Annotated in this window: 14 protein-coding genes; 13 read left to right on the top strand and 1 reads right to left on the bottom strand. The window is 43.2% G+C overall.

What is annotated here, in order from left to right; genetic code table 11:
* Positions 1–10: 10 nt before the first annotated feature.
* The 9 genes from dltA to HMPREF2628_RS01370 all read left to right on the top strand — a co-directional run bounded on the left by dltA (position 11) and on the right by HMPREF2628_RS01370 (position 9,446).
* Entirely contained in the window at positions 11–1,561 is a 1,551-nt protein-coding gene (dltA, locus tag HMPREF2628_RS01410) for a D-alanine--poly(phosphoribitol) ligase subunit DltA (protein ID WP_049487532.1), read from the top strand.
* Complete coding sequence (gene dltB, locus HMPREF2628_RS01405; protein WP_070842111.1) at positions 1,558–2,802, top strand: D-alanyl-lipoteichoic acid biosynthesis protein DltB; 1,245 nt, start codon at positions 1,558–1,560, stop codon at positions 2,800–2,802. The genes dltA and dltB overlap by 4 nt, the downstream gene beginning before the upstream one ends.
* A gap of 13 nt (positions 2,803–2,815) precedes the next feature.
* Positions 2,816–3,055 (top strand): D-alanine--poly(phosphoribitol) ligase subunit DltC, encoded by a 240-nt coding sequence (dltC, locus tag HMPREF2628_RS01400; protein WP_000351967.1) that lies wholly within the window; start codon positions 2,816–2,818, stop codon positions 3,053–3,055.
* Positions 3,048–4,316 carry a D-alanyl-lipoteichoic acid biosynthesis protein DltD gene (dltD, locus tag HMPREF2628_RS01395; RefSeq protein ID WP_049491172.1) on the top strand — a complete coding sequence of 423 codons (1,269 nt, stop codon included), beginning with the start codon at positions 3,048–3,050 and terminating at the stop codon, positions 4,314–4,316. Before dltC ends, dltD begins: the two co-directional genes overlap by 8 nt.
* 154 nt (positions 4,317–4,470) lie before the next feature.
* Complete coding sequence (gene adcR / locus HMPREF2628_RS01390) at positions 4,471–4,911, top strand: zinc-dependent transcriptional regulator AdcR (protein WP_001249308.1); 441 nt, start codon at positions 4,471–4,473, stop codon at positions 4,909–4,911.
* The gene (locus HMPREF2628_RS01385; protein ID WP_001269496.1) at positions 4,911–5,615 is read left to right on the top strand and encodes a metal ABC transporter ATP-binding protein; all 705 of its coding nucleotides are present in this window, start codon (positions 4,911–4,913) and stop codon (positions 5,613–5,615) included. Before adcR ends, HMPREF2628_RS01385 begins: the two co-directional genes overlap by 1 nt.
* Positions 5,608–6,414, top strand: a complete 807-nt coding sequence (locus HMPREF2628_RS01380) for a metal ABC transporter permease (RefSeq protein WP_000950030.1) — start codon at positions 5,608–5,610, stop codon at positions 6,412–6,414. The genes HMPREF2628_RS01385 and HMPREF2628_RS01380 overlap by 8 nt, the downstream gene beginning before the upstream one ends.
* A gap of 9 nt (positions 6,415–6,423) precedes the next feature.
* The gene (gene adcA, locus HMPREF2628_RS01375) at positions 6,424–7,929 is read left to right on the top strand and encodes a zinc ABC transporter substrate-binding lipoprotein AdcA (RefSeq protein WP_070842110.1); all 1,506 of its coding nucleotides are present in this window, start codon (positions 6,424–6,426) and stop codon (positions 7,927–7,929) included.
* Positions 7,930–8,561: 632 nt separating this feature from the next.
* On the top strand, positions 8,562–9,446 hold the full coding sequence (locus tag HMPREF2628_RS01370) for an SPFH domain-containing protein (RefSeq protein WP_049552687.1): 885 nt from the start codon (positions 8,562–8,564) through the stop codon (positions 9,444–9,446).
* Between the two features lie 262 nt (positions 9,447–9,708).
* Here HMPREF2628_RS01370 and HMPREF2628_RS01365 read toward each other — a convergent pair whose 3' ends face one another.
* On the bottom strand, positions 9,709–11,796 hold the full coding sequence (locus tag HMPREF2628_RS01365) for a GH92 family glycosyl hydrolase (RefSeq protein WP_061589660.1): 2,088 nt from the start codon (positions 11,794–11,796) through the stop codon (positions 9,709–9,711).
* 170 nt (positions 11,797–11,966) lie between these two features.
* Between HMPREF2628_RS01365 and HMPREF2628_RS01360 the strand changes: the two genes are divergently transcribed.
* The 4 genes from HMPREF2628_RS01360 (at position 11,967) to HMPREF2628_RS01345 (ending at position 18,934) form a co-directional block, all read left to right on the top strand.
* The gene (locus tag HMPREF2628_RS01360) at positions 11,967–13,247 is read left to right on the top strand and encodes a glycoside hydrolase family 125 protein (RefSeq protein ID WP_061589659.1); all 1,281 of its coding nucleotides are present in this window, start codon (positions 11,967–11,969) and stop codon (positions 13,245–13,247) included.
* 214 nt (positions 13,248–13,461) lie between these two features.
* Positions 13,462–16,107 carry an alpha-mannosidase gene (locus HMPREF2628_RS01355; protein WP_049491178.1) on the top strand — a complete coding sequence of 882 codons (2,646 nt, stop codon included), beginning with the start codon at positions 13,462–13,464 and terminating at the stop codon, positions 16,105–16,107.
* Between the two features lie 83 nt (positions 16,108–16,190).
* Entirely contained in the window at positions 16,191–17,060 is an 870-nt protein-coding gene (locus tag HMPREF2628_RS01350; protein ID WP_070842151.1) for an ROK family protein, read from the top strand.
* Positions 17,054–18,934, top strand: a complete 1,881-nt coding sequence (locus tag HMPREF2628_RS01345) for a beta-N-acetylhexosaminidase (RefSeq protein ID WP_070842109.1) — start codon at positions 17,054–17,056, stop codon at positions 18,932–18,934. The genes HMPREF2628_RS01350 and HMPREF2628_RS01345 overlap by 7 nt, the downstream gene beginning before the upstream one ends.
* Positions 18,935–19,006: the final 72 nt, after the last annotated feature.

Raw genomic sequence — 19,006 nt, 5'->3', positions numbered from 1 at the left:
AATCCTTATTATGTCAAATAAAGCAATCGTAGATATGATTGAAACCATTGAGCATTTTGCTCAGACACAGCCTAGCTATCCTGTTTACAATGTTTTGGGGCAGGAACACACTTATGGAGATTTGAAGGCTGATTCGGATAGTTTAGCTGCAGCCATCGACCAACTGGATTTACCAGAGAAGTCTCCTGTGGTTGTTTTTGGAGGCCAAGAATATGAAATGTTGGCAACTTTTGTAGCTCTGACTAAGTCAGGACATGCCTACATTCCCATTGACAGCCATTCAGCCTTGGAGCGAGTTTCGGCTATTTTAGAAGTAGCAGAGCCAAGCTTGATTATTGCTATCTCAGACTTTCCATTGGAGCAGGTTTCTACGCCAATGATGACTCTAGCTCAGGTTCAAGAAGCCTTTGCTCAAGGGACTAGTTATGAGATTACGCATCCAGTCAAGGGTGATGATAACTACTACATTATCTTTACTTCTGGTACAACTGGTAAGCCTAAGGGAGTACAGATTTCCCATGATAACCTCCTCAGTTTTACCAACTGGATGATTACGGATAAGGAATTTGCGACGCCAAGTCGTCCGCAAATGCTGGCTCAGCCACCTTATTCTTTTGACCTGTCCGTCATGTACTGGGCGCCGACCTTGGCACTGGGAGGTACGCTTTTTGCCCTTCCTTCAGCTATTACTCAGGACTTTAAGCAACTCTTTGCGACCATCTTTTCATTGCCAATCGCTATCTGGACATCAACCCCTTCCTTTGCAGATATGGCTATGTTGTCTGAAGACTTCAATAGCGAGAAAATGCCAGGAATCACGCATTTCTACTTTGATGGCGAAGAATTGACGGTTAAAACGGCTCAAAAACTGCGCGAACGTTTCCCAAATGCCCGTATTATCAATGCTTACGGCCCAACAGAAGCGACAGTGGCCCTGTCAGCAGTTGCCGTGACAGATGAGATGCTAGCGAATCTCAAACGTCTACCAATTGGCTATACCAAGGCTGATTCTCCAACCTTTATCATTGACGAGGAAGGAAATAAACTGCCAAATGGTGAACAGGGAGAAATCATTGTTTCAGGACCGGCCGTCTCAAAAGGTTATATGAATAATCCTGAAAAAACAGCAGAAGCCTTCTTTGAGTTTGAAGGTCTGCCAGCTTATCACACAGGTGATGTGGGAACCATGACAGATGAGGGCTTGCTTCTCTACGGCGGACGCATGGACTTCCAGATTAAGTTCAACGGTTACCGCATTGAGTTAGAAGATGTCTCTCAAAACCTCAATAAGTCTCGCTTTATCGAGTCTGCCGTTGCAGTACCGCGCTATAATAAAGACCACAAGGTGCAAAATCTTCTAGCCTATGTCATCTTAAAAGATGGTGTTCGTGAGCAGTTTGAGCGTGATATCGATATTACCAAGGCCATTAAGGAAGACTTGACAGATATTATGATGTCTTATATGATGCCGTCCAAATTCCTTTATCGAGACAGTTTGCCACTGACTCCAAATGGAAAAATTGATATCAAAGGATTGATTAATGAGGTAAATAGGAGATGATGGAGTTTTTTAAACAGCTTCCTCATTTAGAGCCATACGGCAATCCTCAGTATTTTGTCTATGTGATTGCTGCAACCTTGCCCATCTTTATCGGCCTCTTTTTCAAGAAACGCTTTGCCTGGTACGAGGTATTGGTTAGTCTCTTCTTTATCGTTACCATGCTGGTAGGTGGGAAGACTAATCAATTGGCTGCCTTGGGCATTTATCTGTGCTGGGAAATATTGCTCTTGCTTTTCTATAAGCACTATCGAAAAAGTAAGGATAGTAAGTGGGTTTTCTACCTAGTTAGTTTTCTGTCCCTACTGCCGATTATCTTTGTCAAGGTGCAGCCAGCTATCAATGGAACGCAGTCTTTGCTTGGATTTTTGGGAATTTCTTACCTGACCTTTCGTTCGGTTGGGATTATCATCGAGCTGAGAGATGGAGTGATTAAGGATTTTATCCTCTGGGAATTCCTCCGCTTCCTACTCTTCATGCCGACTTTTTCAAGCGGGCCAATCGATCGCTTTAAGCGGTTTAATGAAAATTATCAGACCATTCCTGAGCGAGATGAGTTGATGGATATGCTGGAAGAGGCTGTCAAGTATATCATGCTTGGCTTTCTATATAAGTTTATCATAGCTCATATTTTAGGAGAGACCTTACTCCCTCCTCTGAAGAATCTAGCCCTACAGTCAGGTGGCTTTTTTAACCACTATGCCTTGGCAGTTATGTATACCTTTGGTCTAGAACTTTTCTTTGACTTTGCAGGCTACTCTATGTTTGCCTTGGCCATTTCAAATTTGATGGGAATTCGTAGCCCTGTCAACTTTAACAAGCCTTTTTTATCTAGGGATTTAAAAGAGTTTTGGAATCGCTGGCACATGAGTCTGTCTTTCTGGTTCCGTGACTTTGTCTTTATGCGAATGGTCATGGTGTTGACCAGAAAGAAGGTCTTTAAGAATCGCAATGTAACCTCAAGTGTGGCCTATATTGTAAATATGCTGATTATGGGATTTTGGCATGGAGTGACCTGGTACTATATCGCCTATGGCCTCTTTCATGGATTAGGCTTGGTTATTAATGATGCTTGGATTCGTAAGAAAAAAACGCTCAATAAGGAACGGAAAAAAGCAGGGAAAGCTGCTCTACCTGAGAATCGCTGGATTCAGTTGCTTGGCATGGTTGTCACCTTCCATGTCGTCATGCTGTCATTCTTAATCTTTTCTGGATTTTTGAATGATTTATGGTTTAAAAAATAAAAGGAAATAAAAAATGGATATCAAATCAGAAGTTATTGAAATTATTGATGAGTTGTTTATGGAAGATGTTTCTGACATGATGGATGAAGATCTTTTTGATGCAGGTGTCTTGGATAGTATGGGAACGGTTGAGTTGATTGTGGAGATTGAAAACCGTTTTGATATTCGTGTCCCTGTTACAGAGTTTGGTCGCGACGACTGGAATACAGCCAATAAAATCATAGCTGGTATTGTGGAGCTACAAAATGCTTAAACGCTTATGGTTAATCTTTGGGCCTATCTTCATAGCTGGATTTTTGGTTCTTCTACTCATCTTTTTTTATCCAAGTACAACAAGCCATAATCTGACGGAGGAGAAATATTCGGCGGCTTCTGTTAGTGTAGAGAGTTTTAAAGAGAGAAGCCAAAAAGTAAGGGCTCTTACAGATCCAAATATGCGTTTTATTCCTTTTCTAGGGTCCAGTGAATGGATTCGATTTGATAGTGTCCATCCAGCTGTTTTAGCCGAGAAATACCATCGTCCCTATCGTCCTTACTTTTTAGGTCAAGCAGGAGCAGCCTCTCTAAATCAATATTTTGGCCTACAGCAAATTTTGCCAGAAATAGAGGATAAGCAGGCAGTATTTGTAATTTCGCCTCAGTGGTTTACGGAGGCTGATTATGAACCCGCAGCGTTTCAGAGATTTTTTAACAGTGACCAATTGACAGCTTTTCTGGAGAATCAATCTGGTGACACTGCTGCAAAGCATGCGGCTATTCGATTGTTAAAGCAGAATCCTAATGTTGCATTAAAAGGCATTGTTCAAAAACTGTCAAAGGGTGAAGAATTATCAGAGGTTGATCAGGTTGCTATTAATATTTTTGCCCGATTCAATGAGAGACAGGCTTCTCTATTTGGTCAGTTCTCCATTAGAGGAAAACTCAAATATAAGGAACATGTGGAAAATTATTTAAAAGATCTTCCAGATCAATTTTCTTACCAAGAGTTAGAAAAAATTGCTCGAAAGGATGCAGAAGCCAATACGACCAATAATGATATGGGGATGGAAAATCATTTCTATACGAGAGAGGTTAAGAAGGATTTGAAAAAATGGGAAGGGTATCAAAAGAATTACAGTTTCCTAAAATCATCTGAATATAATGATTTACAGTTGGTTCTCAATCAATTTGCAAAATCGAAAGTTAATGTCCTCTTTGTCATCCAGCCTGTCAATAAGAAATGGATGGACTACACAGGGCTCAGAGAAGATATGTACCAGCATGCAGTGGAGAAAATTCGTTACCAATTAGAAAGTCAAGGTTTCACTAATATTGCTGACTTTTCAAAAAATGGAGGGGATCCTTATTTTGTTAAGGATACCATTCACCTAGGTTGGTTGGGTTGGCTTGCTTTTGATAAGGCAGTTGATCCTTTCCTATCCAATCCCACGCCAGCTCCGACTTACCATCTGAATGAACGCTTTTTCAGCAAAGATTGGGCGACTTATGATGGAGATGTCAAGACATTCAAATAGATAATAATATATAGAAGAGTTCAAGAATGAAACTGGTTTTCACGTTTTTTCTTGACTCTTTTTTTGGTTGTGATATAATTAACCAGTAAATAATTTTTCAAAGAATAGTATTTTTCTCTTAAAAAAGAGAAGTCCAAAAGGAAAGGAGTCAGATATGAGACAGCTAGCGAAGGATATCGATGCTTTTTTAAATGAGGTGATTTTGCAGGCGGAAAATCAGCATGAAATTCTAATAGGTCATTGTACTAGCGAGGTAGCTCTGACCAATACCCAGGAGCATATCCTCATGCTCTTGTCGGAGGAATCTTTAACCAATTCAGAGTTGGCTCGTCGCCTCAATGTCAGTCAGGCGGCGGTTACCAAGGCCATTAAATCTCTGGTTAAGGAAGGGATGTTAGAAACATCTAAAGATCCTAAGGATGCGCGTGTGATTTTTTACCAGTTGACTGATTTGGCTCGTCCAATCGCTGAGGAGCACCATCATCACCATGAGCATACACTTTTAACTTATGAACAAGTGGCGACTCAGTTTACTCCAAATGAACAAAAAGTGATTCAGCGGTTTTTGACTGCTTTAGTAGGAGAAATCAAATAATGAGATACATTACGGTAGAGGATTTATCCTTCTATTATGATAAGGAGCCTGTTCTTGAACATATCAATTATAGTGTTGATAGTGGGGAATTTGTTACCTTGACAGGGGAGAATGGGGCAGCTAAGACGACACTGATTAAGGCCAGTCTTGGAATCCTTCAGCCACGCATTGGAAAGGTGACTATTTCAAAGACAAATACGCAGGGTAAGAAATTGAGAATAGCCTATCTTCCTCAACAGATTGCCAGTTTTAATGCTGGTTTTCCAAGTACGGTTTATGAGTTTGTCAAGTCGGGTCGCTATCCGCGAAAAGGTTGGTTCCGTCGTTTGAATGCTCATGATGAGGAGCATATCAAGGCTAGTCTGGACTCAGTTGGCATGTGGGAACACAGAGACAAACGCTTGGGTTCTCTATCTGGGGGGCAAAAGCAGCGAGCGGTGATTGCGCGTATGTTTGCTTCTGACCCAGATGTGTTTATCCTAGATGAGCCGACAACGGGGATGGATGCAGGAAGTAAAAATGAATTTTACGAACTCATGCACCACAGCGCCCATCATCACGGCAAGGCTGTTTTGATGATTACCCATGATCCTGAAGAAGTTAAGGATTATGCGGACCGCAATATTCATCTAGTCCGTAACCAAGACTCACCATGGCGTTGTTTCAACGTTCATGAAAATGATCAGGAGGTAGGCCATGCTTAGTTTATTATCTTATGACTTTATGCAGCGTGCCTTTCTGGCCGTTATTGCCATGAGTCTTTTCTCGCCGGTATTGGGAACCTTCCTTATCTTGCGTCGTCAGAGTTTGATGAGTGATACTCTCAGCCACGTCTCGCTTTCGGGTGTAGCTTTTGGTTTGGTTCTGGGGATTTCTCCGACTATTTCCACTATTGCCATTGTCTTGATTGCGGCGGTCTTTTTGGAGTATCTCCGTACGGTTTACAAGAGCTTTATGGAAATCGGGACAGCTATCCTCATGTCAACAGGTCTGGCTGTTTCTCTGATTGTCATGAGCAAGGGTAAAAGCTCGAGTTCAATGAGTTTGGACCAGTATCTTTTTGGTTCAATCGTGACTATCAGTGAAGAGCAGGTTATTTCCCTCTTTGTCATTGCGGCGGTTGTTTTGATTTTGACCTTCCTCTTCCTTCGTCCAATGTATATCTTGACCTTTGATGAGGATACGGCCTTTGTGGATGGCTTGCCAGTTCGTACCATGTCCATTCTTTTTAACATGGTGACGGGGGTGGCCATTGCACTTATGATTCCTGCTGCGGGAGCTCTTTTGGTATCGACCATTATGGTCTTGCCAGCTAGTATTGCCCTGCGTCTGGGGAAAAACTTTAAATCGGTTATGCTGCTTGCCAGTGCTATTGGATTTTTGGGAATGGTAGCAGGACTTTACATTTCCTACTATGCAGAAACACCTGCAAGTGCAAGTATTACCATTATTTTTGTAACTGTTTTTTTACTCATCAGTTTAGTAAGACGTTTTATCAAATAGGAGACTAACGTGAAAAAAATTAGCTTATTGCTAGCCAGTCTATGTGCCTTGTTTTTAGTGGCTTGTTCCAATCAAAAGCAGGCAGATGGCAAACTAAATATCGTGACAACCTTTTACCCTGTCTATGAATTTACCAAGCAAGTCGCAGGAGATACGGCTAATGTAGAACTCCTCATCGGTGCTGGTACAGAACCCCATGAATATGAACCGTCTGCCAAGGCAGTTGCCAAAATCCAAGATGCAGATACCTTCGTTTATGAAAATGAAAACATGGAAACATGGGTTCCTAAATTGCTAGATACCTTGGATAAGAAAAAGGTGAAAACCATCAAGGCGACAGGCGATATGTTGCTCTTACCAGGTAGCGAGGAAGAAGAGGGAGAGCATGACCATGGAGAAGAAGGTCATCACCATGAGTTCGATCCCCATGTTTGGTTATCACCAGTTCGTGCCATTAAACTAGTAGAGCATATCCGTGATAGCTTATCAGCAGATTATCCTGATAAAAAAGAGACCTTTGATAAGAATGCTGCTGCCTATATTGAAAAATTGCAAGCCTTGGATAAAGCCTACACAGAAGGCTTGTCTCAAGCCAAACAAAAGAGCTTTGTAACGCAACACGCAGCTTTTAACTACCTTGCCTTGGACTATGGACTCAAACAAGTCGCAATTTCAGGCCTCTCTCCAGATGCAGAGCCATCAGCTGCTCGCTTGGCGGAATTGACAGAGTACGTTAAGAAAAATAAAATCGCCTATATCTATTTTGAAGAAAATGCCTCACAAGCCCTTGCTAACACACTTTCAAAAGAAGCAGGTGTCAAAACAGATGTCCTTAATCCTTTAGAAAGTCTGACAGAAGAGGATACCAAGGCTGGAGAAAACTACATTTCCGTGATGGAGAAAAATCTCAAGGCTCTAAAACAAACAACAGACCAAGAAGGCCCAGCAATCGAGCCTGAAAAGGCAGAGGATACCAAGACAGTTCAAAATGGTTATTTTGAAGATACAGCTGTCAAGGACCGCACCTTGAGTGACTATGCAGGTAATTGGCAGTCAGTTTATCCTTTCCTTGAAGATGGAACTTTGGATCAGGTCTTTGACTATAAGGCTAAGTTGACTGGTAAGATGACTCAGGCTGAGTACAAGGCCTACTATACAAAAGGCTATCAGACAGATGTAACTAAGATTAATATCACTGATAACACTATGGAATTTGTTCAAGGTGGACAAAGTAAGAAATTCACCTACAAGTATGTTGGTAAGAAAATCTTGACTTATAAGAAAGGCAATCGTGGTGTGCGTTTCCTCTTTGAAGCGACAGATGCTGATGCTGGACAATTCAAGTATGTTCAGTTTAGTGACCATAATATCGCCCCAGTTAAGGCAGAACATTTCCATATCTTCTTTGGAGGCACAAGCCAAGAAGCCCTCTTTGAAGAAATGGATAACTGGCCAACCTACTACCCAGATAACCTATCTGGCCAAGAAATCGCCCAAGAAATGTTGGCACATTGATGAGAAACCGACTAGATCATAGGAGCTAGTCGGTTTTTGGGTACTAGATGGCTAACTTCATGATAGATCTTTCAGATATATAAGGCGCTTTAAAAAAATAAATAAAACTCTTGAAATATCGGGGCTTGTATGTTAGAATGATTTTAACGGACAAGGTTCATTAGAACACCAAAGCCCCTAACTATGCCAGTAGTTAAGGGCTTTTTTGACGTATCTTAGAGATTTAACGGGTGTTGATAGGCTAGTCACTCGGTCTACTTCTTACCATCTAGCCATTTGCAGACGAAATACAAGATAATTCCTGCTATGACATCCGCTATAATAGTAAGAACGAGCTCTGTGGCAAGGTTCATTAGTTTCACCTCCTCTCACGAATACTTGTTTCGTTTCTTTGTCCACGACTTGTAAAGTTTAGATAGTATGTTGATAATCAACGGAGTTAGAAAGAACTAGCATGGTAGACCTAATTCTTTACCAGTTGGTTTAGCAAGAAATCAGACGACAATGTGACAATTCACCTCTAATTATTGACATTTCAGGAAAAATCGCAGTAAAAACTGCACAGCCTTCTTTAAATGTGCTATAATACAGGAAAAATAATGATGGAGGTCACGATAATGGCAACATTTTTGATGATTTTTTTGGTGGTTTGTGTACTCCTATTGGTGATAGTCACACTGAGTACAGTTTATGTAGTTCGTCAGCAGTCGGTGGCGATTATTGAACGCTTTGGGAAATACCAAAAGGTTGCCAATAGCGGTATTCACATTCGCTTGCCTTTTGGAATTGACTCGATTGCAGCGCGGATTCAGTTGCGCTTGTTGCAAAGTGATATTGTTGTTGAGACTAAAACCAAGGATAATGTGTTCGTTATGATGAATGTGGCGACTCAGTACCGTGTCAATGAGCAGAGCGTGACAGATGCCTACTATAAACTCATGCGTCCAGAATCTCAGATTAAATCTTATATCGAAGATGCTCTTCGCTCTTCTGTTCCCAAATTAACCTTAGATGAATTGTTTGAGAAAAAAGATGAGATTGCCCTCGAAGTTCAACACCAAGTGGCGGAAGAAATGACTACTTACGGTTATATTATTGTGAAAACCTTGATTACTAAGGTCGAACCAGATGCAGAAGTCAAGCAATCCATGAATGAAATCAATGCGGCGCAACGTAAGCGGGTCGCAGCGCAAGAATTGGCGGAAGCAGACAAGATTAAAATCGTCACTGCAGCTGAAGCCGAAGCAGAAAAAGACCGCCTTCATGGTGTGGGGATTGCCCAACAACGTAAGGCGATTGTGGATGGATTGGCAGAGTCTATCACAGAACTCAAGGAAGCCAATGTTGGTATGACAGAAGAGCAAATCATGTCTATCCTCTTGACCAACCAGTATTTGGATACCTTAAATACCTTTGCTTCTAAAGGAAATCAAACGATCTTTTTACCAAATACGCCAAATGGTGTGGATGATATCCGTACACAAATCTTGTCAGCCCTCCGTGCTGAGAAGAAATAATAGACTAAAGAGCCTGGAGTCAGGCTCTTTTTAGTGTTCGTGAGAGATAGGTCTTAGCTATTCATAAAAGTTACTAACAGGTTGTGGATAAGTGTGGATAACTTCTGATTATTTTAGTGATAATTCTTATTTGTGTGACCAATTTAGTAACTTTTGAGGATTATAAAGTAGTTTTAATTGCTGAAACTCAAGAGTTAAGCACAGTTTGGGATAGTTATTCACAGATTGTGGATAATCTTGGGGATTGCAGATTTTTTATTATTTAGCGATGACTTGGTAGCCAGCTAAGTATAAAGGTTAGTTGTTCAGCTTTTAAGAGGTTTTGGTGTTGAATAGTTGATACGAGTGTTTTATCCAGTCGGCATTCTTTTACAAAGTTAAAATGGCTGTGGTTTTGCTCAGTATGAATATCTAGCCATTTATCTTCTTTAGCGAGATAGACTCGGAGGTGGTCAAAGAGAGGGATTCCGAGATCATAGCTTGGTTTTCCTGGACAGGTCGGATAAAATCCGAGAGCTGACCAGATGTACCAAGCAGAGAGACTACCATTGTCTTCATCGCCAGGATAGGCTTCCCAACTTGGGTGAAAAGCTTTCTGACGGAGCGTCTTGATGAGAAGGGCAGTGTAGTAAGGGTAGTTGCTGTAACGGAATAGATAAGGAATGTGGAAGCTAGGTTGGTTGGAAATGGCGAGTTGCCCAAAAGGAGCGGTAGCCATCTCGCTCATTTCGTGAATCTCGTAGCCATAGCCTGTTGTCTCAAAGAGGGGAGCATCTTGACAGGTTTTCAAAAGATAGTTGCTAAAGGCTTCTTTTCCACCCATAAGCTGGATTAAGTCTGGGATGTCATGGAGGACGCCTAAAGTTGCTTGAATGGCAGAGCATTCGGCATAGTCGCGTCCCCAACCATAAGGAGAGAAGTCAGGACGGAAGTTGCCTTGACCATCACACGCTCGTATGTAACCTGTCTCAGCGTCAAATAGATAGCGGTAATTTTGTGATGCGGCCTTGTAGGTTTCAGCGATTTCTATTTTCCCTAGTTTTTCAGCACAGCTAGCGATACAAAAATCGCTATAGGCATAGTCTAGGGTGTGGCTGACGCTTTCGTGGTGGTCGGTAGAGAGGTAGCCCAGTTCTTGGTATTGGGCTAGTCCGTGACGACCATTGATGCCGAGAGGGTCGGACTTGCTGGCTGTTTCAAGCATGGCTTGAAGGAGTTCTTCTTCCAAGTCGGGAGCCATGTCCTTGCAGGCGCTATCGGCGATAATACCGTCTATAAGTGTACCTGGCATCATACCCCGTTCATCTGGAGCCAGCCATTTTGGAAGGAAACCAGTATCGCGGTAGTTATTGAGAAATCCTTCTAAGAAGCGGTGGTAGTGTTCCGGTATGATAAGGGCAAAGAGGGGGAATGTGGTGCGGAAGGTATCCCAGAAACCATTATTGCTAAAGAGGACACCGGGCTTTACAGTTCCAGTAGCCAAATCTTTGTGGATGGCTTGCCCTGATTCATCAACCTCATAAAAAGTCTGAGGAAAGAGGAAGAGTCTGTAGAGACAGTGGTCAAAGAAGGTTCGGTTAGCTTCTCCTGTCTCTATAATGTCAAAACGATGGAGGAGATTTTCCCAATCCGCTTGGGCACTTGCTTTACAGCCTTCAAAATCTTCTTGAGGTAGATTAAGCAGAGCTTGAGAAGGAGAGATGAAAGAAGTCCCTAGCTGAATTTCAGCATGACTATCTGCCAGGTCGATTCGCCAGTCTCCACCTTCTTGGCTGATAGCAAGGATATCCGTATTCATTTGCAGGACAGTGAACATCGTTAGTGGATTTTTGTTGGTTTCAGTTTTTCCTTCTTGTCGCAGGGCAAGATTCCGCTTATCTACTTGCTCTACGGTCAGTTCATCTGCTGCGTGGAGATAGAGGGAGAGAGCTTTTCCTTGCTTTTGCTCCAAACGAATAGAAGCACCGTAGCAAGTCGGTGTGAGCTGGCTTTCAATCTGATAGCGCAGGGAGAAAATCTTCAGATAATGAGGTTGGAAAGAGGCTTTATCCATATCATAGGAAGATTGGCGATGAAAGAGACTGTCTCCGCCCAGTTGGCCTGTGACAGGTGTTAGAAGGAGCCAAGAGTAGTCTCCAATCCAAGGACTGGGCTGGTGAGTTAATCGAATCCCCTGAAAGATAGGCAGATGTGGATCGAAAAACCAAGAGCCCTCCTGGTCACTGGTCTGGGGTACAAAGTAATTCATCCCAAAAGGCACGCCTGTGTATGGCAGGGTATTTCCCCGAGAAAAGGCATGCTTGCTGGCAGTTCCAAAGCGGGTATCGATGGTTTCAAGTAGTGGTTTCATAGTCTTTCCTTTAGCTGTTTTTCTACATTATATCAGAAAAAGATAGCCTTTAGAAAAGGAGTTTCAAAGATAACTATTTTGTAGAAAAATGACTATCATTTGTGTATGTATTTTCTGTCTCAAAAGCTATATACTGAAAATGAAACTTGTTTGAAAGAGGATACTGCACGATGATTTATTCAAAAGAAATTGTTAGAGATTGGCTGGATGAAGTAGCAGAGCGGGCCAAGGACCATCCGGAGTGGGTGGATGTCTTTGAGCGTTGCTATACAGACACCTTGGACAATACGGTTGAAATCCTAGAAGATGGTTCAACTTTTGTCTTGACTGGGGATATTCCTGCCATGTGGCTTCGAGATTCGACAGCCCAACTCAGACCCTACCTGCATGTGGCCAAAAGAGATACCTTTCTGCGTCAGACCATTGCAGGTTTGGTCAAACGTCAGATGACCTTGGTACTCAAGGATCCTTATGCCAATTCTTTCAACATTGAGGAGAACTGGAAGGGGCACCACGAGACTGACCATACTGACCTTAATGGCTGGATTTGGGAGCGCAAGTATGAGGTAGACTCGCTTTGCTATCCTTTGCAACTGGCTTATCTCCTCTGGAAAGAGACTGGCGAGACTAGTCAGTTTGATGAGACTTTTGTCGCAGCGACCAAGGAAATTCTTCATCTGTGGACAGTGGAACAAGACCACAAGAACTCTCCTTATCGTTTTGTCCGGGATACGGACCGCAAGGAAGACACCTTGGTAAATGATGGATTTGGCCCTGACTTTGCAGTGACAGGTATGACCTGGTCAGCCTTTCGTCCGAGCGATGACTGTTGTCAGTATAGTTACTTGATTCCGTCCAATATGTTTGCAGTTGTTGTTTTGGGGTATGTTCAAGAAATCTTTGCAGAACTAGACCTAGCTGATAGCGAGAGTGTTATTGATGATGCTAAGCGTCTCAAAGCGGAGATCCAAGAAGGGATCGAAAACTACGCCTACACAAGCAACAGCAAGGGCGAAAAGATTTATGCCTTTGAAGTGGATGGTCTAGGAAATGCCAGCATCATGGATGATCCAAACGTACCAAGTCTGCTGGCTGCACCTTATCTGGGTTACTGTTCGGTCGATGATGAAGTGTATCAAGCAACTCGTCGTACCATTTTGAGCCCTGAAAATCCATATTTCTACCAAGGAGAATACGCTAGCGGTCTCGGAAGTTCTCATACCTTCTATCGCTATATCTGGCCAATCGCTCTGTCTATCCAAGGCTTGACAACGACAGATAAAGCAGAGAAGAAATTCTTACTGGATCAGCTGGTTGCTTGCGATGGTGGTACTGGTGTTATGCATGAAAGCTTCCACGTAGATGACCCAACTCTTTATTCTCGTGAATGGTTCTCTTGGGCCAACATGATGTTCTGTGAGTTGGTCTTGGATTACTTGGATATTCGCTAATACTCTTCGAAAATCTCTTCAAACCACGTCAGCTTTATCTGCAACCTCAAAGCTTTGCTTTGAGCAACCTGCGGCTAGCTTCCTAGTTTGCTCTTTGATTTTCATTGAGTATAAGGAGCTCGCCTTCGCTTCACTGATTCTTGGAAAGAATCACAAATCTTACATCCAAAAACGTTAACAATAAAAATTTAAATTTAGAATGAGGTTTTACTTCATGGAAAATGTTGTCGTACATATTATCTCACATAGTCACTGGGATCGTGAGTGGTACTTGCCTTTTGAAAGCCACCGTATGCAGTTGGTGGAATTATTTGACAATCTCTTTGATCTCTTTGAAAATGACCCTGAGTTCAAGAGCTTCCACTTGGATGGTCAAACCATTGTCCTTGATGACTACTTGGAGATTCGCCCTGAAAATCGCGACAAAGTCCAACGATACATCGACGAAGGCAAACTTAAAATTGGTCCTTTTTACATCTTGCAAGATGACTACTTGATTTCAAGTGAAGCCAATGTCCGCAATACCTTGATTGGTCAGCAAGAAGCTGCAAAATGGGGCAAATCCACTCAGATTGGTTACTTCCCAGATACTTTTGGAAATATGGGACAAGCTCCTCAAATCCTTCAAAAATCAGGCATTCACGTGGCAGCCTTTGGTCGTGGTGTGAAACCGATTGGATTTGACAACCAAGTTCTCGAAGATGAGCAGTTTACTTCCCAGTTTTCAGAAATGTACTGGCAGGGTGCGGACGGAAGTCGTGTCCTCGGTATCCTCTTTGCCAACTGGTATAGTAATGGGAATGAAATCCCAGTTGATAAAGACGAGGCCTTGACCTTCTGGAAACAAAAACTGGCAGACGTGCGTGACTATGCTTCGACCAACCAGTGGTTGATGATGAACGGCTGTGACCATCAGCCTGTCCAGAAAAATTTGAGTGAAGCCATTCGTGTGGCAAATGAACTCTTCCCAGATGTAACCTTTGTTCATAGTTCTTTTGATGAATATGTTCAAGCTGTGGAAAGTGCCCTACCAGAGCAATTATCAACGGTTACAGGTGAGTTGACCAGTCAGGAAACAGACGGCTGGTACACACTTGCCAACACTTCTTCATCTCGTATTTATCTCAAACAAGCCTTCCAAGAAAATAGCAACCTCCTAGAGCAAGTTGTAGAACCCTTGACTATTATCACTGGGGGTCATAACCACAAGGACCAGTTGACCTATGCTTGGAAAACTCTTTTGCAAAATGCGCCGCATGATAGCATCTGTGGCTGTAGCGTGGACGAAGTTCACCGCGAGATGGAAACTCGTTTTGCCAAGGTTAACCAAGTCGGAAACTTTGTTAAGAGCAATCTTCTTAACGAATGGAAGGGTAAAATCGCTACAGCTAAGGCTCAAAGTGATTATCTCTTTACTGTCATTAACACAGGCCTGCATGATAAGGTCGATACTGTCAGCACAGTGATTGATGTGGCGACTTGTGATTTCAAGGAATTGCACCCAACAGAGGGATACAAGAAGATGGCTGCCTTAACCTTGCCAAGTTATCGTGTGGAGGACTTGGATGGTCGTCCTGTAGAGGCTAAAATCGAAGACCTCGGAGCTAATTTTGAGTACGATTTACCAAAAGATAAGTTCCGCCAAGCTCGTATCGCTCGACAAGTGCGCGTGACCATTCCAGTTCATCTAGCACCGCTTTCTTGGACAACCTTCCAATTGCTGGAAGGAGAACAAGAACACCGTGACGGTATTTACCAAAATGGAGTAATTGATACGCCATTTGTAACGGTGAGTGTGGATGACAATATCACAGTCTATGACAAGACAACTCACGAAGCCTATGAAGATTTTATCCGCTTCGAAGACCGTGGTGACATCGGAAACGAGTATATCTATTTCCAACCAAAAGGAACAGAGCCAATCTATGCAGAGCTTAAGGGCTACGAGGTCTTGGAAAACACAGCTCGCTACGCTAAGATTTTGCTCAAACATGAATTGACCGTGCCTGTCAGTGCAGATGAAAAGCTAGAAGAAGAGCAAAAAGGCATCATCGAGTTTATGAAGCGTGAAGCTGGACGTTCAGAAGAATTGACAAGCATTCCTCTTGAAACTGAGATGACTATCTTCGTTGATAATCCACAAATCCGTTGCAAGACTCGCTTTACTAACACTGCCAAAGACCACCGTATCCGTCTCTTGGTCAAGACTCACAACAAGCGTTCAAGTAATGATTCTGAAAGCATTTATGAGGTAGTGACACGACCAAACAAACCAGCAGCTTCATGGGAAAATCCTGAAAATCCTCAACACCAACAAGCCTTTGTTAGTCTGTATGACGATGAAAAAGGTGTGACTGTATCCAACAAGGGATTGAATGAATACGAAATCCTTGGGGACGACACTATTGCAGTGACCATTCTGCGTGCGTCAGGTGAGCTAGGTGACTGGGGTTACTTCCCAACACCAGAAGCACAATGCTTGCGTGAGTTTGAAGTCGAGTTTGCGCTTGAATGCCACCAAGTCCAAGAACGCTTTTCAGCCTATCGTCGTGCTAAAGCCTTGCAGACACCATTTACCAGCCTTCAGCTTGCTAAACAAGAAGGAAGCGTGGCTGCGACTGGTAGCCTCTTGAGCCATTCTGTTCTCAGCATACCGCAAATCTGTCCAACAGCCTTTAAGGTATCTGAAAATGAAGAAGGCTATGTTCTTCGTTACTACAATATGTGTAGTGAAAATGTACGTGTACCGGAAAGCCAACATCTCTTTCTTGACCTACTTGAACGACCATACCCAGTTCATAGAGGCCTCATTTCACCACAAGAGATTCGTACAGAATTCATCAAAAAAGAAGAAATTTAATTTCAAAAAGTAAACATAAAGAGAAAGGAGGGGCGAAAAGGTAAGAACTAACTGCTGATTTGCCCCTTTTTATGGTAAAAACAATGACCATTGCAACGATTGATATCGGAGGGACTGGGATTAAGTTTGCCAGTCTGACTCCTGATGGGAAAATACTGAATAAGACAAGCATTCCAACGCCTGAAAGTTTGGAGGATTTACTAGCTTGGTTAGACCAGCGCTTGTCAGAACAGTATTACAGTGGGATTGCGATGAGCGTTCCAGGCGCGGTCAATCAAGAGACAGGTGTGATTGATGGCTTCAGTGCGGTGCCCTACATTCACGGATTTTCTTGGTATGAGGCGCTTAGCTCTTATCAGATTCCTGTCCATCTAGAAAATGATGCCAACTGCGTTGGACTCAGTGAATTACTGGCTCATCCAGAACTTGAAAATGCAGCCTGTGTCGTGATTGGGACAGGGATTGGCGGAGCCATGATTATCAATGGTAGACTTCATCGAGGTCGCCACGGCCTGGGTGGAGAATTTGGCTACATGACAACCCTTGCCCCTGCTGAAAAGCTCAACAACTGGTCGCAACTAGCGTCAACTGGGAATATGGTGCGCTACGTGATTGAAAAATCTGGTCAGACTGACTGGGACGGCCGCAAGGTTTACCAAGAGGCTGCAGCAGGCAATACCCTTTGTCAAGAAGCTATCGAGCGCATGAATCGTAATATGGCGCAAGGTTTGCTCAATATCCAATATCTTATTGATCCAGATGTCATTAGCCTGGGAGGCTCTATCAGTCAAAATCCAGATTTTATTCAAGGTGTCAAGAAGGCTGTTGATTATTTTGTCGATACCTACGAAGAATACACAGTCGCACCTGTTATCCAGGCCTGCACCTATCACGCAGATGCCAATCTCTACGGTGCCCTTGTCAACTGGCTACAGGAGGAAAACCAATGGTAAGATTTACAGGAATTAGTTCCAAACAAATTCAGGCAATCGACTTGCTGACAAAGCACATTTCTCTACCAGATGTGGAAGTAGCTGTCGCTCAGTCTGACCAAGCCTCTATCTCTATCAAGGGTGAGGGTGGCCACTATCAACTAACTTACCGCAAACCCCACCAACTTTATCGTGCCTTGTCCTTGTTGGTAACAGCTCTAGCAGAAGGTGACAAGGTAGAGATTGGAGAACAAGCAGCTTATGAAGATTTGGCTTATATGGCAGACTGTTCTCGAAATGCAGTGCTGAATGTGGCTGCTGCCAAGCAGATGATTGAGGTCTTGGCTCTCATGGGCTACTCAACCTTTGAACTCTACATGGAAGACACTTACCAGATTGAAGGGCAGCCTTACTTTGGCTATTTCCGTGGAGCCTACTCAGCTGAGGAATTGCAGGAAATAGAAGCCTATGCCCAGCAGTTTTATATGACCTTTGTACCTTGCATCCAGACCTTGGCCCACTTGTCAGCCTTCGTCAAATGGGGTGTCAAGGAAGTGCAGGAACTCCGTGATGTGGAGGATATCCTTCTTATCGGCGAAGAAAAGGTTTATGACCTGATTGACGGCATGTTTGCTACTCTGTCTAAACTACAAACTCGCAAGGTCAATATCGGGATGGACGAAGCCCACTTGGTTGGTTTGGGACGCTACTTGATTCTCAACGGTGTTGTGGACCGTAGTCTCCTCATGTGCCAACACTTGGAGCACGTGCTGGATATTGCTGACAAATATGGTTTCCACTGCCAGATGTGGAGCGATATGTTCTTCAAACTCATGTCAGCAGATGGCCAGTACGACCGTGATGTGGAAATTCCAGAAGAAACTCGTGTCTACCTAGACCGCCTCAAAGATCGTGTGACCTTGGTTTACTGGGACTATTATCAGGATAGCGAGGAAAAATACAATCGCAACTTCCGCAACCATCACAAGATTAGCCATGACCTTGCATTTGCAGGAGGTGCTTGGAAGTGGATTGGTTTCACACCCAATAACCATTTCAGCCGTCTCATCGCTATTGAAGCCAATAAAGCTTGTCGTACCAATGATATTAAACAAGTCATCGTAACTGGTTGGGGGGATAATGGTGGGGAAACAGCCCAATTCTCTATCCTACCAAGCCTGCAAATCTGGGCAGAACTCAGCTACCGCAATGACTTAGACCGTTTGTCTGCTCATTTCCAGACCAATACAGGTCTATCGGTTGAAGATTTTATGCAGATTGACCTTGCCAACCTTTTACCAGACCTACCAGGTAATCTCAGCGGGATCAATCCTAACCGCTATGTCTTTTATCAGGATGTTCTCTGTCCGATCCTTGACCGACATATGACACCTGAACAGGACAAGCCCCACTTCGCTCAGACAGCTGAGATTCTTGCTGACATTAAAGAAAAAGCTGGCAACTATGCCTACCTCTTTGAAACTCAGGCCCAGTTGAATCAGATTTTAAGTAGCAAAGTCGATGTGGGCCGGCGCATTCGTCAGGCTTACCAAGAAGGTGATAAAGAAAGCTTGCAAGAAATCGCCAGACAAGAATTACCAAAACTCAGAAGCGAGATTGAAGACTTCCATGACCTCTTTAGTCATCAATGGTTGAAGGAAAACAAGGTCTTTGGCTTGGATACGGTTGATATCCGTATGGGCGGGCTCTTGCAACGCATCAAGCGAGCAGAAAGCCGCATCGAGGCTTATCTGGCAGGTCAGCTGGACCGTATCGATGAGCTAGAAGTGGAAATCTTACCATTTACTGACTTCTACGCAGACAAGGACTTCGCAGCCACAACAGCCAACCAGTGGCATACCATTGCGACAGCTTCAACGATTTATACGACTTAATACTCTTCGAAAATCTCTTTAAACTATGTCAGCTTCCGTCTGCAACCTCAAAACAGTGTTTTGAGCAACCTG

It is taken from the genome of Streptococcus sp. HMSC063B03 (assembly GCF_001836965.1).
GTDB classification, from domain to species: Bacteria; Bacillota; Bacilli; order Lactobacillales; family Streptococcaceae; genus Streptococcus; species Streptococcus pneumoniae_F.
The sequence above is the reverse complement of the archived record's forward strand: the minus strand, read 5'-3'. Positions and strand labels throughout refer to the sequence as shown.

Excerpts from the sequence above, each read along its gene's own strand:
- dltC (WP_000351967.1), top strand. The coding sequence starts at position 2,816 with ATGGATATCAAATCAGAAGTTATTGAAATTATTGATGAGTTGTTTATG.
- HMPREF2628_RS01365 (WP_061589660.1), bottom strand. The coding sequence starts at position 11,796 with ATGAAACCACTACTTGAAACCATCGATACCCGCTTTGGAACTGCCAGC.
- dltA (WP_049487532.1), top strand. The coding sequence starts at position 11 with ATGTCAAATAAAGCAATCGTAGATATGATTGAAACCATTGAGCATTTT.
- HMPREF2628_RS01345 (WP_070842109.1), top strand. The coding sequence starts at position 17,054 with ATGGTAAGATTTACAGGAATTAGTTCCAAACAAATTCAGGCAATCGAC.
- dltB (WP_070842111.1), top strand. The coding sequence starts at position 1,558 with ATGATGGAGTTTTTTAAACAGCTTCCTCATTTAGAGCCATACGGCAAT.
- HMPREF2628_RS01370 (WP_049552687.1), top strand. The coding sequence starts at position 8,562 with ATGATTTTTTTGGTGGTTTGTGTACTCCTATTGGTGATAGTCACACTG.
- HMPREF2628_RS01355 (WP_049491178.1), top strand. The coding sequence starts at position 13,462 with ATGGAAAATGTTGTCGTACATATTATCTCACATAGTCACTGGGATCGT.
- HMPREF2628_RS01350 (WP_070842151.1), top strand. The coding sequence starts at position 16,191 with ATGACCATTGCAACGATTGATATCGGAGGGACTGGGATTAAGTTTGCC.
- adcR (WP_001249308.1), top strand. The coding sequence starts at position 4,471 with ATGAGACAGCTAGCGAAGGATATCGATGCTTTTTTAAATGAGGTGATT.
- HMPREF2628_RS01360 (WP_061589659.1), top strand. The coding sequence starts at position 11,967 with ATGATTTATTCAAAAGAAATTGTTAGAGATTGGCTGGATGAAGTAGCA.
- HMPREF2628_RS01380 (WP_000950030.1), top strand. The coding sequence starts at position 5,608 with ATGCTTAGTTTATTATCTTATGACTTTATGCAGCGTGCCTTTCTGGCC.
- HMPREF2628_RS01385 (WP_001269496.1), top strand. The coding sequence starts at position 4,911 with ATGAGATACATTACGGTAGAGGATTTATCCTTCTATTATGATAAGGAG.
- dltD (WP_049491172.1), top strand. The coding sequence starts at position 3,048 with ATGCTTAAACGCTTATGGTTAATCTTTGGGCCTATCTTCATAGCTGGA.